The sequence below is a fragment of the Catenulispora sp. GAS73 genome (genome assembly GCF_041262085.1).
Lineage (GTDB): Bacteria > Actinomycetota > Actinomycetes > Streptomycetales > Catenulisporaceae > Catenulispora.
In genome coordinates this window covers 34,083-60,033 of record NZ_JBGCCM010000052.1, presented here as the reverse complement: position 1 = coordinate 60,033, position 25,951 = coordinate 34,083, and the positions used below count along the sequence as shown (strand labels likewise).

The window sequence follows — 25,951 nt, the reverse complement described above, 5'->3', positions numbered from 1 at the left end:
GACACCACACACCCTCCCACGGCCGAGACCACCCCGACCGCCGAAGAACACCCTCACACGGATCTCAAACTCCTGACGAATAAACCAGCAGAGTCCGGACGCCACACCCGCGCGATGGCTCGGCAACAGCGCGGCAACGCACGCTATGACCACCGCCACGGCGAGGCCTGTCTGTATGAACCGGCCTGGCAGGCTGGCGCCGCGCCATAGCCGGCGGGTCTCGTCCGCGCCGCTCCCGTTTTCCGGCTCCGGCACTGCTTTGTCGGTGCTCATGCGGACCGAGCCCGAGTATCCCCGTTTCCGGGCACGATGAAGTATCCCCGCACGCTTCCACGACTCCTTACGCTGTTCTGCTCGTCAGGCGTTCAGCGGGGCTGTCGGGGCCCAGAAAACGCCAGACTCAGCTAAGTGGGCATTTCAAAATGGTCTGTGAGTGTTTGAACAGGTAGATGGCGTACCCGGTATGGCGTGAGTGCCGCCAATGCCTGATCCGTGCGGCGTCTTCGAGAAGTTGAACGTCGATCTCACCGTCTGGTCCGCAAAGCCGCTGGCCGCGACGCCGAGCCCACCGCCTGCATCGTCGACACGCAGTCAGTCAAGACTTTGACCAACGTTCCTGTCGACCAGGGCATCGGCGCCGGGAAATGCATCGCGGGAAAGACATCGAACGCGCCGCCAGACTCGACATCAACGTCAGGTCGTGGACCGCAACAACGAGTTCAAAGGCTCTTCACGTGATCCGTCGCCGCTGCGTTGTCGAGCGGTCGATCGGCTGGCTCATGGTCTACCGCCGCCTGGCCAGGGACTACGAGCATCTGCGGGCCAGCTCCGAAGCGATTATTCGCATAGCGATGATCGACAACCTACACAGGCACGCCATCGACGAAACGACATAGACCTGGCGAGGAACCTATTAGCCCATCACTCGCCAACTACGTCAATGAGACGCCCGTTGCGAGGACGCCGGAGGTACCTTCGATCGATTGGCGGGCTCCGGTGATCGATGACTCGTCCGGATCCGACGACGTCGCATCTGGTCGGATCCGGACGGCGACCGTTATCGCATACTCGGGACGGACAAGGCGACATCCTCGATCCCGGGGACGCTCACGGCATCGATCATCTGCTGCTCGGTGAAGGGCAGCCGGTTCGTCGTCGGTTTGCCGGTCGAACTGAAGGGGCCGTTGACCGTCAATTCCAACTGCTCGCCGGTGCGCAAGGTGCGGATCAGCGTGTACTCGGCTCCAGCGCTGTCCTGTTCCATCCAGATCTTCACCGTGGAGCCGTCAGGCAGCGTGGTCGTCGTGGGCGGATCCCAAGGTTTTCCGGCCGCTGCCTTACCGTTCCCGGTGAGTCCGAGATCGGTGTGGTTGGTGGCAGCAGCACCCGGGTGCAGACCATTCTTGCTGGGGCCCGCAATGGCGATTCCAACATCCACGAAATCACCACCGACCATCTGTGGCGTGTCGTTCCCCTTGTAGGGGAAGTGGCCGTCGGGCGTCCACATGGGGTGCAGCGTAACGCCGTTTCCTCCCGCGTCGACCGAGTACACCAGGTCTGCTGGGACCCGGGCCAGAGCCCCGCTGGCCTGCGACCAGTGCGTCACGTCCATATCCATGGCCGCCATAATCTGCTTCGCCAGCGGGCAGATCTGAAGGGTGACCTCCTTATCCGCCTTTGCGGGCGCCACGCCAACCGTGGCGACGAACTTCGCGAGATCCGCCTCGCACCCCGAGTCCGGTGTCGAAGCCGCCGCGACCGCCGCCGGATGCGTGCCCGGACCACCCGGCGTCGCGACAGCCGACCCACCGGACGTGATCGCAGTCAGCGGCAGCATCACAGCAGTGACCGCAAGCACACCGACGGCGCCGCCGGCCACGGCGCCAAGACGGCGAGTCCGCGCATAGCGGCGCCCCCCGGCCACCAGGTCATCGACGGTGAAGCCAAGCGGCGGCCCCTCCCACTCTGCAACGCGAGCGAAGACGTCGTGCGCGTTCTGTTCCATCTGGCCTTCCTTCCTCACTAGTCCGCAGACAGCTGGCGGACGCCTTCCAGCGCCACGCGCAGCGCGGCCAGGCCGCGCGCCGTCTGCGATTTCACGGTGCCCTCGGAGCAGCCGAGAACGTGCGCGGCCTGTTCGACCGACTGGTCCTCCCAGAATCGAAGGACCAAGGTGGCACGCTGCCGAGCCGGGATCCGGGCCAGCGCCGCGAGCATCTCGTCCCGAGTCTCGACCCCGACCCCGACCTCGGACTCGACTGCGGCGACGTCGTCTGGGAATGTCCCGAACGGCCGCTCCCGCAGCCACCCGCGCCGCCGCTCATCTATCAGCGCGCGGACGAGCACCTTCCGCACGTACGCGTCCCGGTTGTCGAGCCGCTGCACCTTCCGCCACGAGCGGTAGAGCTTGAGAAGTGTGGTCTGTACGAGATCCTCAGCTTGGTGCCAGTCTCCGCACATCAGGTATGCAGTCCGCCGCAGCGCATGGGAACGGTCCGTAGCGTATTGCCGGAACTCCGACTCATCTTCATGTCGCATCACCTGCCTCCTCTTCTGGGTTCGGCCTAAGACGGACTGGAGGTCAAAAGGGTTGCACGAGGCGGAAGGAAGTTCGGAAAGAGCCAGCCATTCGAGACCTTCGCGATCTTGACAGTCGTGACAGGTAACGCTCTATCGAGCGTTTTGCAGTGTGAACCTTCATCTCGAATTCGCTGGTGGCGGCTGGTTCGGTGGTGGTTTGCCATGAGTAGGCTGTCGAACGGTTGTGGTCGTCGGGGACGATCGGCCGTCACCTGGTGACTTGCAGTCGGATCAGGACCGGCAGCGCGCGCAGCAAGGCGGTGGCGTGCTTGGCGTTCATCCGGACCTTGGCCAGGATGCGCCAGGCCTTCAGGTTGGCGAAGCCGTGCTCGTTGGCGGCACGTTCGCGCCTGACGCCCAGACCGACGAAGCCCAGGTCGCCGATCGCGCCGAGGCTCGCCTCGCGCAGCTTCGCGGTGATGTCGTTGTGCCTGGCGACGGTGATGTTCGGGGAGCCCCCGGCCTTGGCCGCAGAAATCCACCCCAGATTGCCCTTGCCGTCGGTGATCGCCAAGAACAGCAGGCCGTGGACCTTGTGCCTGCCGGAGTAGTTCTTCCGATGCTGTACACCCGTCCGTCTTCGCGTCCGTACCAACGTGCCGTCGATCAGCACGGCCTCGCCACCGGGTCGGGCGATTCTCCGCAGAGCCCGCTCCAGGCGACGGGGCGCGGGCCGCAAGGAGCTCGATCACCTCCAATAGCCAACGCCGGATCGTGGACGCCGAGACCTTGCTACCGCCGAACAAGTCCGCCAGTCGCCGGTCCTGGCGCAGCATCGCCAGCGCAATGACCGCCTGCCGGCCCGCGTCCACCTGGAGCCAGCGCGTTCCCATCGCCTTGCTGCGGGCCCGGATCACACCGGCGACGAATGTGACGACACGCGCCGACATCGGGAGTCGGACCTGGTAGACAACGGAGCCAGCGTCCCCAGCGGACTCAGGGTTCTTGTTCACACACGGCCCAACCCGCCCAGGGCGCTTCGGGTTGCGCACCAGGTGACGGACGATCAACCCCAACGATCACGACCGTTCAACAGCCCACCCATGGCAAACCACCGCCAAACCAGCCCCACCCACCAACGGATCCAGAACGAAAACCTCTCATTGAGACTCGTTCGGCCTGCAGCCACCTCGTCCCCGCCGACCAGCGGTTTCGCGCCCCCTGAGTCGCCACCAGATGCCAACGCGGATGCCTCACCACGCACGTCAGCGGAGGCCGCTGCCAGCCCAGCTCAACACCTCGCTGCCGCGACCAAGTTCGACGAGCCGTACGACATAGCGATGACATTGGTTTGGCAGAGGGGTCGTGCATAGTTGCGCTCCGCCGCTGATGACAGCCTCGGTGGTCAGGGCAGGGAGGGAAATCGATGCGCGTTACACGATTGCGTACCGGTGTGGCGATCGCCGTCGCTGGGCTCATCGCCGTGCTCACACCGGTCGGTGCTTCGGCCGCGCCGTCGGCGCCCCGCCCCGGGCCTGTTGTCGGCACGAATGCGACGTTGACGCCCGAGGCCGTTGCGAAAGCAACGGGGAAGCGGGTGCTGGTGTCGTCGTTGACGACGCCGAACAGCGAGACGTATGCGAATCCTGACGGTACCAGGACGTTTGAGGAGCATGTGCTGCCGGTGAGGCAGCGTACTGCTTCGGGGTGGGCGCCGATGAGTGCGGCGGCGTCGGCGCAAGCGGCGAAGGCAACCGCGGCGCCCCAGGTCGTGACTCCTCAGGTCCAGACACCTCCGGGGCAGACAGCGTGGGCCGAGGTGTATGCAGGTAACTTCGCGAACGGCACGTACTGGGGCGGTGACAACACCCCATGCCCAGGCGCTTCGCCCACCGGACTGTGTGCGAAGGTTGGCTTTTCGTATGACTTCGCGGTGACGGTGCGTTCGTTCTTCCAGTTCGGGTTGGGTGCTCTGGCGGGTAAGCATATTCAGTCCGCCGCGGCGAGCTTCACTGAGGTTTATGCGCCGAGCTGCGATGCGCGGCAGGTCTTCGTTTCGGAGACCGGCCCGATCAGCAATGCCCCAGGTAATGCCACGACGTGGAATCACGAGCCGAACTGGGTGCGGTCGCTCGGGTCGGCGAATGTGGTGTTCGGAGACACCAAATGCGCGGCGCCGGCGAACGCGCCGGGGGTCATCGGTGTCGATGCTGGATTGGCTGTGACCGACGGGCTGGCCAACGGTTCGAACGATGCAACCTTTATGCTCAACGCGGTTGAGACTGACCACGTTGCGTGGCGGATGTTCGCGATCAATCCGACGCTGGTCGTGACGTACGATTCTTACCCCGATGTGCCGGTGGGTTTGTTGCAGGGGTTCACAAACTCGCCTGGGCAGCTTGGATGCGGTACTGCGGCTAATCCGCCGTATATCGGTACTGCTGCACCGTCGCTGCATGCGACGGTGACCGACGCGGACGGCGGGTTGGTGGCCGCGCATTTCCAGTGGTTTGTGTCAGGCCCCTACAACCTGGTGGGTGAGGCGACGACGCCGATGGCTGGTTCCGGGGCGCCGTTCAGTGTGAATGTGCCGCCGGGGGCGTTCGCGGATGGTAGTGCGATGGCTTGGCGGGTGGAGGGTACTAACGGTATTTCCACAAGTGTCTGGTCTCCGTGGTGTTACGTGACGGTGGATCTGACGCCGCCGGGTGTCGCGCCGACGGTGACCTCGTCGGTGTATCCGGAGGCGAAACCGGGCTTGCCCGGGGCGTTCGGGGGTGGTGTCGGGCAGACCGGGGCGTTCATGGTCACCGCCAATGGTGTGCCGGACGTGGCGGGTTTCCGGTATTGCGAGGCAGCCGGCCAGTGCACGCCGACGACGTTCGTCGCGGCCGACCAGCTGGGTGGTGGCGCGACGTTGAACGTCTCGCCGGTCGCATATGGACCGAACAACCTCTATGTACAGAGCGTGGACCGGGCCGGCAATCTCGGGCCGATGTATCACACGGACAGCGGTTCTGCGCAGCCGGTTGAGGGCTATCACTTCCTGGCCGCTCACGGCTCGCCCGCGGTCGGGGTCTGGCACATGGACAACTTCGGCACGGTGTCGGCGGTCACGGATACCTCGGGGAACCACCACGACGGCACCGTCGCGACCGTTCCGTCGTCGGCCTATTGGACCGGGGGGCGGATCGGGGAGGCGCTGCAGCTCGATGGCACCGCCGGCTCGGCAGCTACTAGCGGCCCGGTGTTGGATACCAGTCAGTCGTTTTCGGTGGCGGCGTGGGTGAGGTTGGATCGCGCGGACGGTGCCTGGCATACCGTGGTCAGCCAGGATGGCAGTCAGGCCAGCGGGTTCTATCTGCAATACGCCGCCGGGGGGATCAATAATTGGGCGTTCGCGATGACGCAGTCCGATATCCCGTCCGCGGTCGCTGATCGTGCTGTGGCGACCGGGCCGGTGCAGGCCGGAGTGTGGACCCATCTGGTGGGTGAATATGATGCTGGCGCGGGCCTGTTGAAGATCTATGTCAACGGTCATCTGGCCGGTACTGCGCCGCATACTGGCGCCTGGGACGCCGGTGGGGCGTTGCAGATCGGGCGGGCCGAGTTCAATGGCGCGGCGACCGATTTCTGGCCGGGTGCGATCGATGAGGTCCGGGCTTATCAGCGGGTGCTGCCGGATAACGCCGCCGCGACCGACGGCGAAGACAATGTGCATGACCTGGCCACGGGAAACACGGTGCAGCAGGCGTTTCTTCCGTTGAGCGACGGTTCCGGCACGGCCGCGGCGGACCGATCCGGCAACTATGACAATGGGACTCTTGCCGGCGGTGCAACCTGGGTGACAGGCCATGCCGAGCCGCACGCCGTGCACTTCGATGAGGCAAGCGGGCAGATCGCCACGACCTCGCCGGCCGTCCGCACTGACAGCAGCTTCACGGTCAGCGCCGAGGTCAAGCTCGACACCGTCGATGGCAACGTCCAGACCATCGCCAGCGAGGACGGCCAGCACACCAGTGTCTTCGCGTTGCAGGTCTGCCCGAACCGGGCGAACCCGACGGACCCGAGCATGGCGAGGTGGTGCTTCTCGCTGGCGCCGTCCGATGTCGCCAACCCGGTGTGGCAGGTCGTGGATTCGGCGCAGGTGCCTCAGACGGGTACCTGGACGCAGGTCGCCGGTGTCTACGATGCTGCGGCTCAGAGCGTGAGCATCTACGTCGATGGTGCGCTGGATGGCACCCAGGGGGTCAGCCCGCCGGTGAACACGGTCGGGAATCTGGTGATCGGCCGGGCCAAGCAGAACGACGCGAGCGTGGCCTACCTAGGCGGCTCCGTCGATGACGTCCACGCCTACACCGGCGTGCTCACCGGGGACCAGATCTCCGCGGAGTATCAGCAGGAACTCGCCCATCAGGTGTCGACGCCGGTCGATAACTATCCCGGGCAGCTGACGTCCTGGTACCAGGCTGGGCGTGGACATTTCGTGACCACGGGCCCGGTGCCGAGCGGATACTACGTGGAGGGCCCGCTGGGTTTGTTGGCACCGGCCGGTGCGACGAATACGAGCACGCTCTACTCGTGCGAAAACACCTTCGGCCAGTTCGTCTCGCTGGACGCCAACTGCGAGAACAACCCGTCGACGTCAACGGCTAACAAGCAGTTGTCCGTGATCGGCTCCATCTACAACTCTCCGCCTGTCGGGGTTCCCTCCCAAGCGATCTACCGGTGCGCGGTTACCGGCGGCGACCATTTCGTCTCGTCGGATCCTAAGTGTTACAGCTCCCCGAATATCACGCCCGAGTCTCTGCTGGGTTATGTGCGGGCGTACTCCTTCCTGAACCGTTATGCGCGGACGGACGTGCCGCAGGACCATGCGGCGGCCAGCAGCACGCTGCTGGTTTCCCCCGGTGCGGCGTTCGTGTACTCCCTGGCCGGCTATCACTTTGAGTCGTCGCTGGGTCTGCTTGGCCAGGCTGGCGGTGACATCCCGGTTTATACCTGCGTCAACGGCAGCGATGAGTTCCTGGCGACGAAGAGCGACTGCGGGGGCGGTGGCGTCCAGGCGGTCGCGTGGATCGGGAACCTGTGGTCCACGCCGCCTGCGGCTACCGCCACCGCGCGGCTGTTCGACTGCAAGGTGACCTCGACCGGTGAGCGTTTCGATTCCGACCTGGCGAACTGTGAAGGCCAGACCGTTGTCGGCCCACTGGGCTATCTGATCACGAAGCTGTAACCCATAGCTCCTCCCGCGCGGTCACTCAGCCCCCCCAGGCCGCGCGGGAGGCCCCTTCGTAACCACCTTTGCCGTTCCCACGGAGGAATCTCGTGCCCGCTCAACGCAGAACCCCTGCAAAGACCACTAGGAGAACCATCGCTGCCGCGGGCGTTTTGGCCATCGCCGCGGCGCTGTCTTCGGTGTTGCCCATAGCTGGTGTGTCGTCTGCGTCGGCGGTGGCGTTCAAGCCGCATCCGCCGCAGGTGGAGCCGGCGGTGGCGGGCAGCGCTGTGGCGGTGTTGCCGCGGCAGCCTGATCAGGCTTGGATCAATGCGGGTCATGGTGTGGGGGCGGGTGTGCCGGCCGCGGCGTGGCCGGCTGCCGGGGCGGTGGATATCTCGCCGGGCGCCAGTTCCGCGGCCGTGGCGGTGCCGGCTGGTGGGCTGCCGGTGTCGGTGGCGGCGCCGGCGGTGGGGCAGACGGCCGTGTCGTCGGCGGCGGTTCCATCGCGGGTGCATGTCGAGGTGCTCGATCACGCGAGCGCTGTCCGTGCTGGCGTGGATGGTGTGGTGGTACGGGTCCATCGCAGCGACGGGGGGTCCGGGGCGGGACCGGTGGCGTTGACGGTGGATTATTCGGGGTTCCGCAATGCTTTCGGCGGCGGATGGGCCGATCGTTTGCATCTGGTGGAGTTGTCGGCGTGTGCCTTGAGCACGCCGGCGGCGACGGGGTGCGGGCCGGGTGTGGCGATCCCGACGACGAATGACACAGCGGCTGGGCGGTTGAGTGCTTTGGTGTCGGCGGGGCCGGTCGACGCGGTGTTAGCGGTGACTGCGGGGGCTGGGGGCTCCGGTACCTCCGGTGGTAGCGCGGCGGGGAATTATGCGGCTTCGACGTTGTCGCCTGACGGTTCGTGGCAGGCGGGTTCGTCGAGTGGTGATTTCACGTATTCGTATCCAATGCGGGTGCCGCCGGTGCCGGGAGGTCTGGAGCCGTCGGTGACCGCTTCGTACGATTCCGGTGCGGTCGACGGGAGGACGGTTTCGACGAACAACCAGCCGTCGTGGCTGGGGGAGGGGTGGTCGCTGGGCGCGGGGTCGATATCTCGGGAGTATTCGTCGTGTTCGGATGCCGGTGCCGGCCGTCCGGCCACGGGCGATCTGTGTTGGCTGACGGACAACGTGGCGTTGAGCCTTGGCGGTAAGACCACTGAGCTGATCTGGGATGCGGCATCTCAGTCCTGGCATCCGCGTAGCGATGACGGTTCTCGGGTGGAGCATCTGACCGGCGCGGCGAACGGTGTCGCCAACGGGGAGTACTGGAAGGTCACTACCACCGACGGGACGCAGTACTACTTCGGTCGCGGTCAGGGCGGTCCGGGTGCGCCGGCTACACAGTCGGCGTGGACCGTGCCGGTGTTCGGTTGGGGCCCGAGTGAGAACTGCCCGGGTGGTGCGTCGTGGTGCATGCGTGCCTGGCAGTGGAATTTGGACTACGTGGTGGACCGGCACGGCGATTCGATGACGTATTACTACGCGCCGGAGACCAATGCCTACGGAATGAACATGGGCGCGCAGACAGTCGGCTATACCCGCGGCGGGACGTTGGCCCGTATCGAGTACGGCACCCGCGCGGGCCAGGAGTACGCCAATGGGGCGTCGCAGGCCTCGGCGATGGCGGTGTTCAACACCTGTGACCGCGACAGTGTCAAGACGGCGACGGGCTGTGACACTGCTGCGCTGTCCTCCGGGAACGCCGCGGCGTTCCCTGACACGCCGACCGATCAGAACTGTTCGGCGGCCTGTACTACGAAGGTGTCGCCGACATTCTGGTCGACCCAGCGGCTCAATTCGGTGACCACTGTGGTCAAGGGTTCCTCCAGCACGGCTTGCAAGCCGCCGCCTGGGTACGGGTGTGTGGACTCCTGGTCGCTTGACCAAGGGTATCTGGACCCTGGTGACACCACGCCGGCGTCGTTGTGGCTGCATGGGATCACGCATACCGGTCTGGTGGGCGGTAGTGCCGTGCTGCCGGAGGTGACGTTCGTCGGCAGCGCGCTGCCCAACCGGCTGGGTACCGCCGGCGACGGGTATCTGCCGTTGAACAAGTACCGGATCAGCACGATCTACAACGAATCCGGGGGCATGACCTCGGTGGCTTATGACCCGGTCGATTGTGTCCCGGGGTCGCCCCCGGTGCCGCAGGCCAATACGCAGATGTGTTTTCCGGTGTTTTGGCAGCCGGCGATAGGTGCGGCGCGTACGGACTATTTCGCGAAGTACCGGGTGCACACGGTGACCAACACCGATCTGGTCGCCAAAGGCCCGGCGGAGCTTTACACGTACAACTATCTGGGTGGCGGGGCGTGGGCCTTCAACGATGATCCGGTCGTGCCGGTAGCGCGTCGGACGTGGGACCAGTGGCGCGGGTATGAGCAGGTGCAGACGGTGCACGGTGATCCGGCCGACCCCACCGTCGTGCAGTCGGCGACCTTGTCGCACTACTTCCGGGGGATGAACGGCGATCATCTCCCGTCAGGCGGTACCCGTTCGGTGTCGATCACCGATTCGCAGGGCACGTCGTTGGCGGACAATGTTCAGGATGCCGGGTTCCTGCGTGAGCAGATCACCTATGACGGCGCCGGCGGTGCGGTACTGACCGACGAGGTCAAGACGCCGGCTCAGTACGGTCCGAGCGCGACCAACGGCACGCATCAGGCGTGGCTGGTCGCAGTCGGCAAGGACGTGACCACCACGACGCTGTCCTCGGGCGGGCCGCGCGTCACCGAGACCGACACCACCTATGACGCGCAGGGCAACCCGATCCAGGTCAACGATCTCGGCGATACGTCGGTCGCGGCCCAGCACAAGTGCACCACTACCAGCTATGCGCGTAACAACGCGACCTGGGTGCTGGACCTGTCTGCCGAGACCACGACAGTCGGCGTGGCGTGCGGGACGACGCCGACGCTGCCCGCGCAGGCGATCTCGGATGTGCGCACCTCCTACGACGGCGGCACCCCGGGTGCCGCTCCGGCAGCCGGGGACGCGACCAGGGTGGAGAAAGTCACCGGCTACACCGGTTCCACGCCGGTCTACACCACGCAGGGCACTGCCACGTTCGACCAGTACGGCAGGACCCTGACCTCCTTCGACGCGATGACCCCGGCTCGTGAGACGACCACCGCCTACACGCCGCCGACCGGGATGCCCGGCACGGTTGCGGTGACCGACCCGGCCGGGTTCACCACCACCACAACGATGGATTCGGACTGGAATCTGCCCACGGCCACGGTGGCCGCGAACGCACGGGAGACCGACCTGACCTACGACCCGCTGGGCCGGGTGACCGCGGTGTGGAAACCAGGCCAGTCCAAAACCGGCGGGGACGGGGCCACGGTTGCCTACGCCTACGGCGTGTCCAACGGCGCACCGAACTGGGTGAGCACCGCCACCCTCGAACCGAACGGCAACTACTCGAAGTCCTACGCTCTGTTCGACGGGTTCCTGCGTCCCCGACAGACCCAGTCGCCGGCGTTGGACGGGACCGGGCATCGGGTGTTGACCGACACCTTCTACAACTCCCAGGGTCTGGTCGCCAAGACCAACGCGCCGCATGTGGATCCGGCGGCGCCGGGTACTGCCTTGTCGATCGTCGACGACAATCTGATCCCCAACCAGACCCGGACCGTCTATGACGGTGCTGAGCGCCCCACCACGCAGACGTTCTACAGCAGTGTCGCCGGCCAGGCCGTCAAGCAGTGGAGCACGATGACCGTCTACGGCGGTGACCACACCGACGTGACCCCGCCAGCCGGCGGCACCGCGTCCACCACTTACACAGACGCCCGCGGCAACACTACCGACGTGCGCCGCTACACCGGCGGCACACCTGCCGGGGCGTATCAGGACACGACCTATACCTACACCCCGGCCGGGCAGCTGGCGACGGTCAAGGACAACAGCGGCAACGTGTGGACGTACGGCTACGACTTGTCCGGCAACCGCACGAGCGTGAAAGACCCGGACACCGGGACCTCCACGGCTACCTTCGATGCCGATAACGAGCAGGTCACCTCCACCGACGCCCGGGGCATCACGCTGACCAACGCCTACGACGTGCTGGGCCGCAAGACAGCCGAGTACAACACCACCGGAAATGCGGCCCCCTCCGGCGCGAACCAGTTGGCTGGCTGGACCTATGACACGCTGACCGGCGCGGGCGGCAACGTCCTCTACACCTCCAACGGCGACCTCACCTCATCGACACGGTATGCGAACGGTGCCTCCGACAGCACACAGACGTACACCTCCACCATCGACGGGTACGACACCGCCGGCCGGCCGACCGGCAGCACCGTGACCATCCCGTCCTCGCAGGGGGCGCTGGCCGGCAGCTATTCGAGCACCGCGACCTACAAGGTCGACGGCAGCATCTCCTCGGTCGCCGAGCCAGCCCTGGGCGACGTGCCAGCCGAGACAGTCAACTACGGCTATGACAACCTGGGCAACGCGATCACCGTCGGCGGCGCCGCGGCCATCGTGCACGCCACGACCTACACCGCGTTCGGTGAACCGACCCAGTACAACTTCGGCCCGATCGGCGGCAGCAACGCCTGGCAGACCCTGTACTACGACGAGCCGACCCGCAGGCCCTCAGCCAACGTCGTGGAACGCAACATCGGGACCTCGCAGGTCGACTACAACAACTACACCTACGACCCGGCCGGCAACCTGACCTCCGTCACCGAGATCACCCCCGGGACCGTGGCCCCGGTCACCAGCACCCAGTGCTTCAGCTACGACGGCCTGGACCAGCTGAGCCAGGCCTGGACCGACACCGGCGGAGCAGTCGGCACCCCGGCCCCGTCCACCGGGCAGTGCAAGAACACGACACCGGCCGCAGCGAACATCGGCGGCCCGGCGCCGTACTGGCAGAGCTACGGCTACGACATGATCGGCAACCGGCTCAACTCCACCAGCCACGGCCTGAACGGCGCCGCCGACACCACCAGCACCTACACCTTCAACAAAAGCGGGCAGGCCCAACCGCACACCCCGCAGACCGCCACCACCACCGGCCCCGCCGGCACCTCAACAGCGGCCTACACCTACAACCCCGGCGGCGACACCACCGCCCGGCCGGCCCCCGACGGCACCGCCCAGACCCTCACTTGGGACAGCGAAGACCACCTGGCGTCCATCGCTACCGACGGCAAGACCACCAGCTACCTGTACGACCCCAGCGGGGCACTGCTGATCTCCCACGACCCCACCGGGTCGACGCTGTATCTGCCCGGCGGTGAGATCCACGCCGACACCACCGGCCTCGCGACCGGTACCCGCTTCTACACCCAGGGCGGCACGACCGTCGCGGTCGGCACCTCGGCAGGTATCAGCTACCAGTTCGCCGACCCGCACGGAACCAGCACCCTGAGCATGGACGCGGCCAGCCTGACCGTGACCCAGCGACTGTTCGACCCGTTCGGCAACGTGCGCCAGGCGCCGCAGTCCGCGTGGCCGGACACCCGTGGCTTCGTCAACGGCACCGTTGATGCCACTGACGGGCTGACCCTCCTGGGCGCCCGCGCCTACGACCCGGCCACTGGACGATTCATCAGTCCCGACCCACTGCTCAACCCCACCGACCCCACCCACCTGAACGCCTACGCCTACGCTGACGAAAACCCCACCACGTTCTCCGACCCCAACGGGCTGATGACCGTCGGCATGGGCTGCCCGGACCGCGACTGCCAGGGTACCGGCAACCTCGCACCCAACACCGTCTACCACCCCCAGCCCAGACTCGGGAACGGCAACCGCCACCAATGCCCCGACGGCAGCTGCGAGCCCCTCTACAACCTCGCACCCAACCTCACACACCACCCGGCGGTCCACCACGCCAATCCAGCCGCAGGCGGCGGACAATCCTGCCACGGTCTCGGCTACATGGCATTGGACGCGTGCGAGCAGGCCAACCAAGCAGCTGACCCGATCTCCCCGGTCGTCACGGGCATTTACAACAACAGCGAAAAGATCGACGAAGGTGCGGCGGCATGTGTTGATGTACCCGTCATCGGGTTCGGCTGTGCGATCGGCGCCATCCTCTTGCTCCCGGTCGTCTTCGCGCACGCTCACACCGGCGATGTAGGAACCTCGTGCAGCTTCACAGGCGGCACGCCAGTGTTGATGGCTGACGGCAGCTCCAAGCCAATCGGCGCAATCAAGGTCGGCGACAAGATCGAAAACGCCGTGCCTGGAGATCCTTCGACTGGCACGCACACAGTGACTGCTATCCACGTCACCACCGATACCGACCTCGTCGACCTCACCATCAACACTCCTGCCGGCCCGAAGGTCATCCAAACCACCGGCAATCACCCGTTCTACGACACCACCACCGGTGCGTGGACCGACGCGGCCAGCCTCAAGGTCGGCGACAAGCTCGACACGCCTGGTGAAGGCCGTGCTGAAGTCTTGGCGACACACCGGTACACGAGTACTAAGCGGATGTACAACCTCACCATCGACAGTATCCACACCTACTATGTGGAAGCAGGCACTTCACCCGTCCTCGTCCACAACACCTGCGGAGCATGGTCAGTTCCGGAGGCCGCGAAGAACAAGGTGCCCAGCGGATGGGGCGACGGCGGACCGAACAAGAAGAACGCGGGATGGCGCTGGACGGACCCCGCGAATCAGGGTAACGGTGTGAGAATCGATCAAGGCGATCCGAACAGCCCATTCCCGTCGCAGCAGGTTGATCATGTCATTGTTCGATCTAGCGGCAGGGTTTTGGGAAGAGATGGACAGCCGATTTCCGGTTCTATTCAAAATGATCCGATAAGTGCCCATATCCCCTTGCAGGAATGGCTGGGATGGTCTAGTTGGAATTCGCCATGAGCGGCATCCAATATCCGGAGATGCGGGCTGAGCTGGCCAGAAACCTGAGTCACTTGGCGGATAGGAGCTATCAAGAGCGCGTTTGGGTGGCTAGAGAGTTTCCGTCAGACAACTACTATGATGATTTCTCGGAGACATATGAGATCCTGGAAGATCTGGGGGTGCTTGAAAAGCCTGAGGCTTGTGTTGGCGTCACTCTCAAGTCTGACGCGGAAGTGTATGCCCTTGCCGGTCTTGCCTTGGCGTTCGTGCGGCTCTTTGGGCGATACGGCTACAAGCTCTCGGATTCCGAATATCTGGCAAAGCCCGAATGGGATGACGTTGTGGCGGCTGCGACAATTGCCTTTGTAGCGGTTACGGAGTCGAATCCATGACGGTCGCGCTTGGCGGGACCTAGTAACCGCTCTGTTTTTGCGGACGCGCTCACCAGGCTGACTGCTGAGTGAAGTGGATCGCCGCAGCTAACTCTTGCGGCGCTATCATGCGCCGATGTTCGGGGGTTTGCCGTCAGAGAGTCCTAATAACGCACTACGAGGCGATGTAGCTGCCGGCAAGCCACATCACGACGGCGATCCACGTCGCAGACACCGACAGAGATTTCGTCAGTCAGGACTCTGATGCCAATTGCCGCGCTCCATTGCAGGGCGTGGCAATTGGTGCGTCATGTCGGTCGAATTGCTTGGTCTCTAGTTATTTATTGATCTCTAGTTGTTCGTCGGAGAGGGTCATGGAGCGTCGTTTCTGGGTAGTACGCTGGCTCGGCGCAATTATCGTTGTAGGCGTAGTGGCGGGCGGCTATATTGTCGTGACAAGCCCGAGTTCTTTACACGGTCAGCAGAGCCTGCTGCCCAAGCCTGCAGCAGTCACAACGTTGCCTAAGGCCTTCAGCCAAGTCAGCCCAAGTCCTTCGCCGCAGCGCAGCAAGGTCTCGCCAACCGTTCCAACGACTAGCGTCGGGGCGACCCCGTCCCCGTCCCCGTCCCCGTCGCCGAGCCGGTCGACGGGCGCGCGCTCGTGGCCGACTGAAGCTGACACAGGGGCCTCAGGGGCATTGACTCCGGTCCAGGGCGACGTGGTGCTCGATTCGCCCAACACGACGTACTCCAACAAGCGAGTTCACGGGACTGTAGCCGTCACTGCCTGCGGGGTCACGGTCCGAAACGTCGAAATCGATGCCGGAGGTCCGCCCACCGACGATGTCTTCGCGCTATGGCTCAAGCAGCCGGCGACCTGCGCCGCGACGGTCGATCACGTGACGATCATGGCGACCCCGCGACCCGACGACTACATGACCACCGGCATTCGGGTCGGGTATGGCGGACAGATGACCGTGACCTCATCCAAGATCGTCGGTCCGCAGCTCGGCATCCTGGGTATGGGATCGGGCCTTGTGCAGGACAACTACATACTGCTCGGCGCGACCCAGCGCGGCGATCACGATGACGGTTTCCAAAGCGATGGCGCGAGTGGGATCACCATCCGGCACAACACGATCCTCAATCCCAACGCGCAGACCTCGGCTGTGGCCCTGTACACCGAGTACGGACCGAACAGCAACATCCTGGTCGTGGACAACCTGCTGGCCGGCGGGGGATATGCCTGCTATTGCGGCGACGGCAAGACTGACAACGCCGGACATCCGGCCCGCGCGTCCAACGTCAGCGTCGTCGACAACGTCTTCTGGCAGAAGTACTTTCCAAGCGCCGGTTACTACGGCGATGCCCGCGCCTACAATCCTGCAGGCGGCGGCAAATGGGAAAACAATCTCTACATGACCGCCGTCGGTAGCATCACTGCACGCCAGGTGCCTCCTGCGGGCATCGATCAGTAGACGGCCAGCCGCAACGGCCGATTGCCCGCGCTCTGCCTTCGGACAAGCTGATTCGATGACGAGGCGCAGTGCGATGTCTTGGCTCGCGTGGGCGCGGCGTGCGCCAGAAGTCTGTGCTGGCGCCAGGTGCGTTCTTATGCTGGCTCTGCCGCAAGGGGGATTGAGCGACGGGCAGCTGTAATGAAGGCTGGGCCTCTCTTCTGAGTACGAGGCTGCGGCGTACCGCGCGCTCATGTCGAGCATGGCGGACTGCGACGCAGTCTTGCTCGCGGCTGACGCGGTGTACGCATTCGACGCGTGCATCGACGTCGCGAGGCCGTTCGCGTTCGTTGCCGCCCGGCGCTGGTATCGGTCGGATGCCAGCGCCGGAAGCGCTGTTGCCGCGAGCGCCATGCGGACGGCGTCTCCTGCATCGCCAGCCGTCTGGTGTCCAGCGACACGTATCCGGTCGCCGACGTCGTAGACACCTCGCCGGCGCGGCTGACGTCCTACCGATTCGCCTCGGCTGTTTCACAGTTCCCTGCCGCGGATATGGCAGGGAACTGACACTGTATTGGCAGGTGCTTTTGGTTGGCTTGTCGGGCAATCCCCAATCGTCCACTGTAAGGGGTTTCTTCATGCCTTCGGCTATGCCGAGTACGCGTCAACGGCGCAGACACAAAGCCCTCTCGTCGCTCATCGCAGTGACCATCGCATCGGCGGTATCGGTTTCGGTGTCCACCGTCGAAATCGCACCGCCCGCACTGGCGAGTGCCACGACACCGGCGACCGATACACCGGTAATCGTGCTGTTCAAGGACCAGCCGGCTTCCGTGTCGCAGCACGATGTCCGGGCTGCCATGCGCACCCGGGCCATTGACGCCATCCAGGCCCCGGTCCTTCGCGAGCTGTCCCAAGTCCACGCGCAGCATCTGCGTCCGTTCCATGTTCTGAACGCTGTCGCCGCAACGGTTACCAAGGCCGAGGCGGCGCGGCTGACTGCCAACCCGGCCGTGCAAGCCGTGATCCCGGATATTCCGATCGCTGCGCCCCCTGCGGCCAGTCTGCAGCAGGCTGACAGCGTGGCGAAGGCCAACAAGCCGGCACTGGCGACTGCGGGAGCATTGCCGCCGGGAGTCTGTTCGGCTGACGGGAAACCCATGTTGGAGCCGGAGGCGTTGGCCGACACCCACACGAACTCCGACGACCCCGCTGCTGCCACGGCTCGCTCGTTGGGACTCACCGGCGCGGGCGTCAAGGTCGGTTACATTGCCGACGGCATCGACGTCAACAACCCGGATTTCATCCGCTCTGACGGAAGCCACGTGATCGCGGCGTACCGTGATTTCAGCGGCGAGGGGCTCAACGCTCCGACCTTCGGTGCTGAATCCTTCCTCGACGCGAGTGCCATCGCCGCGCAGGGCAGCGTTGTACACAACGTGCAGAACTTCGGGTCGCCGGCCCTTCCGGCCCCGTGCAACATCCGGATCGAGGGCATGTCACCCGGAGCCCAGTTGTATGCCTACAAGACGGCTGGACTCAACACGCACCTAACCGCGGCCGACTCAGTGGAGGCCATCGACTACGCGGTCAACGTCGATCACGTCGACGTTCTCAACGAGTCGCTGGTGGTGAATCCGGTGCCGGACAGCGGCGCGATGGATCTGTACAACCTGGCGAATGGCGCCGCGGTACAGGCCGGTGTCACCGTCGTCGCGTCGGCCGGGGATACCGGGCCGACGAACACCGAAGCCGTACCTGCCACAAACCCGGCTGTCATCTCGGTGGGCGCGTCGACCACATTCAGGTGGAACATTCAGACCAACTACGCCGGTGGGCGCCAGTTCGCGCCCGGCGGATGGGTCAACGACAACGTCAGCCCGCTATCGGCCGGTGGATTCAACAAGGCCGGCCGGACCATTGACTTGCTGGCACCGGGAGATGAGAGCTTCGCCACGTGTACCGCCAATCCCAACATGTACTTCGCATGCTCCGACTTCCTCGGCAATCCGTCTGATGTAGAGCGCAGTTCCGGGACAAGTGAATCCGCACCATTGGTCGCGGGGGCCGCAGCTCTGGTGATTCAGGCGTATCGGCAGGCACACGGCGGGGCGTCGCCCACTCCTGCTCTCGTCAAGCAGCTCCTGACGAGTACTGCGGACGACCTGACCGCGCCGGCACAGGAACAGGGCAACGGTCTGGTGGACTCGTACAAGGCAGTGCAGGCCGCGCTATCCGTGCATGACGCCAACGGGAACCCGTCGGCGACGGGATCGACCATTCTCCTTGACCAGAACCAACTCAGCGCGACCGCTATCGCGGGCAGCCAACAGCAGTGGAAGGTGAACGTCACGAACAACGGGACCAGCACCCAGACCCTGCGTCTCGCTGGTCGTACGTTCGGGTCGGCGCAGAACGTGCAAACTGGATCGGTATCGCTGAGTGACGCCGCGAGTGCGCATTTTGCCGACTGGAACGGTATCCAGAACAACTTCGGTACAACCACCTTCACGGTGCCCGCCGGCACGCAGCGATTGGTGGGCTCCATCATCTACCAGCCGGCGCCCAACGCAGGTTCCGCCGCTCGAGTCCGGGTGGATCTTATCGATCCCCTGGGAAGGCTTGCCGCCCACTCGCTGCCGCAAGCTCCCAACGGCAACGGTACAGATGAAGTCCGGTTTCCGACGCCTGGCACGTGGACGGCGGTGATCTACAGCCACGTCTCGACCTCTGGGGGCACCGTCGGCACGGTGCCGTTCCAGGCCAGCATGTCGAACACCGCCAGCTTCGGCTCCGTCAGCCCCGCCGTCCTGACCCTGAACCCGGGGCAGAGTGGCACAGTCACTGTGACCGCGCCGACCCCTGCCGAGGCGGGCGACACCAGCGGCTCACTTGTCCTGACCAGCGGGGTGGGTCAGACCGCGGTACCGATCCTGCTGCGCAGCCTGGTCAACCCCGCCACCGGTATCTTTCACGGCGTACTGACCGGCGGCAACGGGTTCTCCTCCAACGTCGGTCAAACCGATACGTATCAATTCGACGTGCCTGCCGGCAAGAACGACCTCTACGCGAATGTCGCACTTGCTGGCGATCCGAATGACTCAGTGATCGCGCTTCTGGTCAATCCCCAGGGACTGACAGCTGCCGTCGGCAGCAATCGGTTGGCCACGACCTACAGCACCGCCAGCCGGTCGGGCAACCTGCAGAATCTTACCCAGACAGACCTCTACGCCCGAGCTCCGCAGGCGGGACGGTGGACTCTGGTCATCAACTTCGCCGGATCGGTGGCCGGTGATGTGTTCGCGGAGGCGTTCACCGGCCAGATCGCGTTCGATAAGGTAAGCGTCGGCACAACGGGCTCCATGAATCTCGGGAAGGTGTCGAAGGCCGCGCCGCCCGTGGGCATCGCTGTTCCCTTCACCAACACCGGCAAAGCCCCCGTCGACGTCTTCCTTGATCCCCGGCTCGACACGACGTCCACGGTGACGCTCACACCGCTTTCCCCAGCCGCGAACCTGCCGCTGCCGCTGACCTTCGACCACTCAGCACCAAGCTGGCTGGTACCCAACGGCACATCGCAGGTCGCCCTGACGGCCCAGTCGACTGTGCCGGCGACGTTTGAGTACGGGCCACAACTGGGTGACCCGACCCTGTTGGCGTCGTCAACGGGAACGACAGCATCCGGTTCGACCTCGGCCAACACGTTGCCGGCGGGCGAGTGGGCTGCATACCCGTCCGAGCTCGGCCCGTACCCGGTCGGCGGCGCACCGACTGGAACGGCCTCGATGGCGATGACCGCCACTCTCCATCCGATCGACCCGGGCGTCGTCCCGACGGCGACGAATCTATGGCAGAGTGCGTTTTCGCCGGGTGGCGCCATGAACCTTGTCACCGTCCAGCCCGGGCAGACGGTCATCCTCTCCGCGGGCATCATGCCCACGGGCACGCCGGGCACCACGGTCAACGGAACCGTCTATGTGGACACGTTGATGGTTGGTAGCTCGGCGGCGCAGGTCGCGTTCTTCTCCGACACGGCAGATACCGAGCCGTCGGCCAACGAGCTCGCAGCCATCCCGTACACCTACCAGATCGGGTGAACCATGTGCGGGGCGCCAGGTCTTCCCCTGGCGCCCCAGCGCATGACTGTCTGGTGCGGGTTGAGCGTACGAACGTCAGACTCCTACACCCGCCAACTTGCGTCGCAGGTGTGTTACCTGTCTCCTATACATGGGTTCTAAAATGCCGAGCTGGTTGATAGACGTCGGGTCTGTTCCACAGTGTGATGTCGCTGCTGGTCGCGACGGCGAGAGTGCGTCCGGAAGGGGAGAAGCCCGCGGCCCGCAGTTCGGAATAGTCGGCGTGGAAGATGTGCCACCAGTTGACTTCGGCAGGGCCCCGGTTCAGGCCGCCGTCAGTGGACAGCAGGATCCGGTGATGCGGCCAGTCGGGGCTGACGACGCTGACCGTCCAGCCGTCGCCGCTTGTGGTGTTGAGTCCGCCGCCGAAGAGCCCTGAGATGCGAATTGAAGTGCCGGCTAGTGGCCCGATGCCCGGGCAGGTCAGTTCGGGATTGTCCGGCGTGCTCCAGTCTGGGTCGCGGTCGCGGTCAAGCTTCTCCCCGGTGGCAGGGTCGAAGAGCCCCCTGCCGTCGGAGGAGATGACCAACAGCAGGTCGCGTCGGGTCTCTGGGTGAGGCGCGAATCCAACTCCGATCAGCCCGCCGATCGAGATCAAGGGATCGGTGACCCTCTCCCACGGTTCGGGTGCGTGCGTGGTCGGGGTTTGGAGGTATTTCTCCCGAAGCTGCCTCTGAAAGTCCGTGAGCATCCTGTTCCTCTCGATCTCTTCAAAGTGCCTGTCGCCTGCCTGGCGGGTTCAACAACCGTGCCGAGGCGTGGAGTAGGTCTGCCGGCGGCGTTGCACCCGTCAAGGCTCCCGCGTCGCTGGCTCCTACATCGAGACCCGGTGACTGGCGTCGCCCTTGCCGACCGCTGACGGAGATTACAGACGTGAATAGCAGGTCGTGCACCGGGCGGCGAGTCGTCGGATGCCCCCATGCTGCGGTGACTCGCGGTGCCGACCCGTGGCCTCACGCTGGAAGGTAGGAGACCGCGGGTCGGCAGACGGCCTCGGAGCGCATCATGGTTCTGGATCGGTACCGGGGTCACAGTAGCCGTGCGCGGATGCCACGTTGCGGGGGACGGGCCCGCCGCCGGAAAAGAAGTCCAGCAGCCGAATGGCCAGCAGGGCGCGGTCCCGGCCGAAGCTGTGGGCGACGACCCGGCGCTGCTCGGCCAGCTCGGTCGGTGAGTATGGATGGGTGGGCTGGGACATGATCGGCCTCCATGAAGGAAGGGACCCGCATTCGGGACGCCATTGCCTCCGTCCATAGGGGCTGTCCGCCTGCGGGAGCAGAGCCAAGTCCTGTACCTGTGATCTGGGTATCGCTGGACTACAATCGGGCGTCGTTATCGTAGCCAAGTCGTCGCGCGGCGCCGGGTCGGTGCAATCGCCGGAGGCGTGTTTAGCGCATGGCACCCTGCTGCCCAATCCGCTGTTGATCGCCATCACCGCACCAACCTGCCGCGCTCGGCCCACAGGTCCGCCGAAGCCTCAGATCAACGCGCGTAGCTGTAGGGCGTCGTCACGCTCAACGCTACGAAGCCGAGTCGCTCCAGGATCGGCCGGCTTTGGTCCGAGGCGTCGACCTGGAGGAACCGGCAGCCCAGCTCGGCCGCGAGTGTGGCTCGGTATGCGACGAGCGCCCGGTAAATGCCCTTGCCGCGCCAGGCCTCGACCGTGCCACCGCCCCACAGGCTGGCGAACTCTGTGCCTTTGTGGACCTCCATCCGCGCGGCGCACACGGGAACGTCGCCTGCCATAGCGAGCCAGGTCCACACCGTCGCCGGGTTGTCGGCGAGACGGTCCAGAACGCGACGGCGGATTCGCTCGCCGCCGTGGCCAAACGCAGCGTCGTGGACTTCGCCAACCAGGTCTGCATCGGCTGCGCTGGTGACTGCGCGGAGGTGGACGCCCTCGGGGAGCGCTGGACGAAGCGTCGCCAGGTCCACGATTTCGGCGACCATCAGTGTCTCGGGGTCCTCGGGTGCGAAGCCGGCGGCGAGGAGGCGGTCAGCCAGATCTGCGGGACGGTCATGTGAATAGTGCTTCCACTCGAGCCCGACGCCGAGCGATGTGAAATACGCGACTTGCTCCGCAATTGCGGCGTCCACAGTCTTCTCGTCCAGCCCGGACCACAGCACGCCGTTCCAGGCGCCATCCGGGGCGGTTTGCCGCACGATGCGGCCGTCCCTGTCCACGCGGGCGTCGGGTCCGTCCGGTGGGGCGTCTAGGCGCATCTGTCGGTCGAACGCTCGGAGAATCTCTTCGTTATCCACAAGCACATCCCACACTGGAGCGGATAAGTCGGCAAGTGCGATTCGGGGTCAGAACGGATGGCGCACCACAAGTCACATTCGTGGGTCGAAGGCGCCGAGTGGAATGGAAGTCTGTCTTCACAAGCGTCGCGATCCGACTCCTGTGGAGTCTCGAACGCGGACCGTCTATGAGCCCACCGCTCCGCAGGTTGCCACCCGTCCCGAGCCCATCACCGAGGTGGTAGCGAAGGAAACCTCAACTGGCGTCGTACTGGTCGTGGAGGGCATACAGCTCGGTCCACTCTTCCGGCGACAGTTCGCGCCCTGAGGCGGTGATCTCCGCGAGCGCTTCGAAGTATGCCTCCCGTGGCGCGCCCGGCGTGAAGAGCACCAACATCGAGGCTGGCTCGGCGGAGTTGTTGCTGAACGCATGGATCCCGCCCGGCGGCACATACAGGTAGTCGCCTGGTGCGGCCTCCCACCACTTCCCGCCGTTGTACAGCGAGACGCTGCCTTCCAGAATGAAAAACGACTCGGAGATCGTCCGGTGGTAGTGCGCGCCGGGAAGGTTCGGTACCGCCGCCATGTCCCAGCGATACAAGCCGAATTGACCGTCGGTGGAGGCCCCGGTAGCAAGGTAGCCGACACGGCTCTTGATCCCGATAGTCAGGTCCGGCGCGGCAGTGGACAGCCTGAAACTCGCGTTGGTGGTGCCGGTTTCGGCGAAGTATCTGGCTGGAGGATATGACAAGATTGTTCACTCCTTGTTGTGGTTCCAGCAGCCGCAATGGGGAGGAGAGATCGACCCAACGCGTCGACCTAGACGTGCTTGGCCTTCTCTGCCTACTACAGCGCTGGGCGTGCCTAATTACGCTACGCATTCGATCTGCCAGAACGGCGTTAACCCGATCTCAAACTGCTGCCGACGGCGACCTGGCAGCGTCCGACATCGCTGACGACACGGGACCTGGCTATCGAGCTGTTGTAGGCGTTGGTTGCCCTGCCTACGACATCGCCCGGGGCGGCGAAGGAACACCGGCCGGCGCTGACGGTGGAGGCTGGGATGGCCGTGCTGCAGGCGATGGTCGAGGCTCACGTCAGTCAGACGCTCGGTCCCAAAGGTGGACGTTCGATGGTGTTTCACGCTCGCGGCACATGTTGTCCGCCTGGTGGTGGGCATGGACCAGCGCAGGTGGACCAGTGCGCACGTCGCAGGGTTCGCGTACTTCGGAGGGGTGCAGAAGCGACTGGTTCCAGACAACCTGAAGACCGGGTTGAGAGCCCGACCCCTATGACCCGAAGCCCATCCGGGTGTATGCAGAGCTTGCGGCGCACTACGGGGCCTGGTGGGCCTGTCGATTGACGAGACCAGGTGGGCAAGGCAAGAGCGCCTTCAGGTGAATTGCCCATAGGATCTCGATGACGCCCGGGCACAGCAAACCGCAAGCTGACGGGGCTGTGCTCCTCGTCAAGAGCGGTGTGGAGCGATGACACGCCCAGCCGGAAGCAGCTCGCCCGTGTCCTCAAAGGTGATGACGCCATTACAGAGCAGACTCCATCCTTGCTCCGGATGGCCTGCCACGATGCGCGCCGCTTCACGATCAGGGGCGTCATGCGACGGGCAACGCGGTATGTGGGGGCACACGCGCTGTGCAGCGGTCGGCGTTCTCGATTCCGGAATGTGGGTGGCGGCGTTCATGGCTCGATTCCTCATATTTTGGATGCGTCTGTGCTTCCACTCGCCACCATAGATCTGCCTGGTTTCAGTACAACGCCACCAGGCTGTCACGACAGTGTCGGCAAGATCCCTCCAGGTCCGATGCCGTACGGTATGGCCTGATCGTCGACTCATGGGAGTAGTTCGCGGTCAACGATTCGGGATCGCATCAAAGCCGATGTCTTCTTGCGCTCCCTGGCTGTCAGATGCTGCGTAGCGCGTCGGCCGGGGCGGTGGGGGCCGCGGCGAGCGATGGGTATAGTCCGCCGATTGCCAGAGCTGCGCCAAAGCCGGCCCGCAGCGCAGCCTCCAGGAGCGTGAACGGTTCGTGTTGCGCGATGCTGGTCCGCGCGGTAGCGAGTGCATCTGAGGTGATGCCGACAGTGCCGCGAGGGACCGCGAGCAGTATGGATTCGGCGAGGAACTGGGTCCCGATGCGCTTGCGGTCGCGCCCAAGGCCCGTCGCAATCCGATCTCCCTGCGGCGTTGCAGAACGCCGACGATCTCTGCGCGACGCCGGGAGATCAACGGCGATGTGTTCCGCAAGGTGCTGCACCAGCTCGACCTGGAGGAGGCGTTCCTCCTACGGAACTGAGGCGGCCTGGCGGCGGTCAGGGAGATTGATCCCGCCGATCGAGCACTTCATAGTGAGCGGAGCGTTCGTCGAAGTCTGCAAGGACGGCTCGGGCGTCGGCGGGCACATGCGCCACGTCGTAGTCCTCGCCCATGAAGTCCTTCACCGAGGAGAGCGCGTCGAACCACATGAGAGTCATGAATTCGACGTCGTCCTTTCGCTCGCGGCGGACCAGGTCGATCGAGAGGAACCCCGGAATGTGACGCTCTTCGATACCGGGGATCACTTGGCCACGGACGATGCGCTCGTAGGCGTCGGCGTTCTCCTTGGTGGTCCAACCTCGCCAGAGACGACAGATCATGCGGGCCATGCTAGTGCAGGCCGGTGTCGATCCTTCGGGGTTCGGCCGCCGTTCGGTCGACTCTCGGGCGTGTCGCCGAGGTAGAGTTCAGCGGCGCAGTCCAGGGCCTGCTCGGGGGCCGAAGGGGCGACCTGTGGGTAGGACGTCGTCCTCGTAGCGCTCCCCGCTGTAAGTGAACAGGGCGAAGCCCCACATCTCGGGATGGCCGGTGTCGCGCAGCCGGCACAGCTGCAGTTCCTCGCCGTCGTCCAGGACCGCGTCGATGTAGGCGTGCCCGGCCCGGTAGCGGACTTTGACCTCGGTGATCTGCAGCCATCGCCGGGCGTGGCTGGTCAGGCGTCGCCGCACGCGGCGGCTTTGACGTCGTTCGCGCTGGCCATGTGGTACATCTTGCCCCGGGGCCGGTCCGGCGAGCCCGGCGCGGGGTCCCGGGTACCATGATCGTCGAATCAGCCTACTGAGATCAAGACTC

At 65.0% G+C, this 25,951-nt stretch carries 19 protein-coding genes; 6 read left to right on the top strand and 13 right to left on the bottom strand.

Going from position 1 to position 25,951, the window contains the following annotated elements; translation table 11 throughout:
- Window positions 1-273: hypothetical protein (locus ABH935_RS46245; RefSeq protein WP_370384371.1), on the bottom strand; the 273-nt coding region annotated here is incomplete at its 3' end.
- A 371-nt stretch (window positions 274-644) separates the two neighbouring features.
- Here ABH935_RS46245 and ABH935_RS46240 point away from each other — a divergent pair.
- Window positions 645-896 (top strand): transposase, encoded by a 252-nt coding sequence (locus tag ABH935_RS46240; RefSeq protein ID WP_370384370.1) that lies wholly within the window; start codon window positions 645-647, stop codon window positions 894-896.
- Window positions 897-1,057: 161 nt separating this feature from the next.
- Here ABH935_RS46240 and ABH935_RS46235 read toward each other — a convergent pair whose 3' ends face one another.
- From ABH935_RS46235 to ABH935_RS46225, 3 genes are all read right to left on the bottom strand, one after another.
- The gene (locus ABH935_RS46235) at window positions 1,058-2,005 is read right to left on the bottom strand and encodes a hypothetical protein (protein ID WP_370384369.1); all 948 of its coding nucleotides are present in this window, start codon (window positions 2,003-2,005) and stop codon (window positions 1,058-1,060) included.
- Between the two features lie 17 nt (window positions 2,006-2,022).
- The gene (locus ABH935_RS46230) at window positions 2,023-2,538 is read right to left on the bottom strand and encodes a SigE family RNA polymerase sigma factor (protein ID WP_370384368.1); all 516 of its coding nucleotides are present in this window, start codon (window positions 2,536-2,538) and stop codon (window positions 2,023-2,025) included.
- Window positions 2,539-2,788: 250 nt separating this feature from the next.
- On the bottom strand, window positions 2,789-3,193 hold the full coding sequence (locus tag ABH935_RS46225) for a transposase family protein (RefSeq protein WP_370384367.1): 405 nt from the start codon (window positions 3,191-3,193) through the stop codon (window positions 2,789-2,791).
- A 780-nt stretch (window positions 3,194-3,973) separates the two neighbouring features.
- Here ABH935_RS46225 and ABH935_RS46220 point away from each other — a divergent pair.
- Window positions 3,974-7,756, top strand: a complete 3,783-nt coding sequence (locus tag ABH935_RS46220) for a LamG domain-containing protein (RefSeq protein ID WP_370384366.1) — start codon at window positions 3,974-3,976, stop codon at window positions 7,754-7,756.
- A gap of 862 nt (window positions 7,757-8,618) precedes the next feature.
- Here the strand turns inward: ABH935_RS46220 and ABH935_RS46215 are convergent.
- Window positions 8,619-8,891: a hypothetical protein gene (locus ABH935_RS46215; protein ID WP_370384365.1), complete on the bottom strand. Its 273-nt coding sequence runs from the start codon at window positions 8,889-8,891 to the stop codon at window positions 8,619-8,621.
- Between the two features lie 118 nt (window positions 8,892-9,009).
- On the opposite strand from ABH935_RS46215, the gene ABH935_RS46210 reads away from it, so the two are divergent.
- The 4 genes from ABH935_RS46210 (at window position 9,010) to ABH935_RS46195 (ending at window position 20,547) form a co-directional block, all read left to right on the top strand.
- Window positions 9,010-14,640, top strand: coding sequence for an RHS repeat-associated core domain-containing protein (locus tag ABH935_RS46210; RefSeq protein WP_370384364.1), 5,631 nt, complete (start codon window positions 9,010-9,012; stop codon window positions 14,638-14,640).
- Complete coding sequence (locus ABH935_RS46205; protein WP_370384363.1) at window positions 14,637-15,014, top strand: hypothetical protein; 378 nt, start codon at window positions 14,637-14,639, stop codon at window positions 15,012-15,014. Before ABH935_RS46210 ends, ABH935_RS46205 begins: the two co-directional genes overlap by 4 nt.
- 677 nt (window positions 15,015-15,691) lie before the next feature.
- The gene (locus ABH935_RS46200) at window positions 15,692-16,471 is read left to right on the top strand and encodes a hypothetical protein (RefSeq protein WP_370384362.1); all 780 of its coding nucleotides are present in this window, start codon (window positions 15,692-15,694) and stop codon (window positions 16,469-16,471) included.
- A 683-nt stretch (window positions 16,472-17,154) separates the two neighbouring features.
- Window positions 17,155-20,547, top strand: a complete 3,393-nt coding sequence (locus ABH935_RS46195; RefSeq protein ID WP_370384361.1) for a S8 family serine peptidase — start codon at window positions 17,155-17,157, stop codon at window positions 20,545-20,547.
- Window positions 20,548-20,671: 124 nt separating this feature from the next.
- Here ABH935_RS46195 and ABH935_RS46190 read toward each other — a convergent pair whose 3' ends face one another.
- The 8 genes from ABH935_RS46190 to ABH935_RS46155 form a co-directional block, all read right to left on the bottom strand.
- Entirely contained in the window at window positions 20,672-21,277 is a 606-nt protein-coding gene (locus ABH935_RS46190; RefSeq protein ID WP_370384360.1) for a hypothetical protein, read from the bottom strand.
- Window positions 21,278-21,589: 312 nt separating this feature from the next.
- Window positions 21,590-21,784, bottom strand: a complete 195-nt coding sequence (locus ABH935_RS46185) for a hypothetical protein (RefSeq protein WP_370384359.1) — start codon at window positions 21,782-21,784, stop codon at window positions 21,590-21,592.
- Window positions 21,785-22,068: 284 nt separating this feature from the next.
- On the bottom strand, window positions 22,069-22,848 hold the full coding sequence (locus tag ABH935_RS46180) for a GNAT family N-acetyltransferase (RefSeq protein WP_370384358.1): 780 nt from the start codon (window positions 22,846-22,848) through the stop codon (window positions 22,069-22,071).
- A gap of 235 nt (window positions 22,849-23,083) precedes the next feature.
- A complete protein-coding gene (locus ABH935_RS46175) occupies window positions 23,084-23,413 on the bottom strand; it encodes a cupin domain-containing protein (protein ID WP_370384357.1) in 330 nt (109 codons plus the stop codon).
- 882 nt (window positions 23,414-24,295) lie between these two features.
- Window positions 24,296-24,472, bottom strand: a complete 177-nt coding sequence (locus ABH935_RS46170; protein WP_370384374.1) for a DUF5999 family protein — start codon at window positions 24,470-24,472, stop codon at window positions 24,296-24,298.
- 274 nt (window positions 24,473-24,746) lie between these two features.
- Window positions 24,747-25,100, bottom strand: coding sequence for a hypothetical protein (locus ABH935_RS46165; RefSeq protein ID WP_370384356.1), 354 nt, complete (start codon window positions 25,098-25,100; stop codon window positions 24,747-24,749).
- Between the two features lie 55 nt (window positions 25,101-25,155).
- Window positions 25,156-25,479: an antibiotic biosynthesis monooxygenase gene (locus ABH935_RS46160; RefSeq protein WP_370384355.1), complete on the bottom strand. Its 324-nt coding sequence runs from the start codon at window positions 25,477-25,479 to the stop codon at window positions 25,156-25,158.
- A gap of 87 nt (window positions 25,480-25,566) precedes the next feature.
- The gene (locus tag ABH935_RS46155; RefSeq protein ID WP_370384354.1) at window positions 25,567-25,827 is read right to left on the bottom strand and encodes a hypothetical protein; all 261 of its coding nucleotides are present in this window, start codon (window positions 25,825-25,827) and stop codon (window positions 25,567-25,569) included.
- Between the last annotated feature and the right edge of the window lie 124 nt (window positions 25,828-25,951).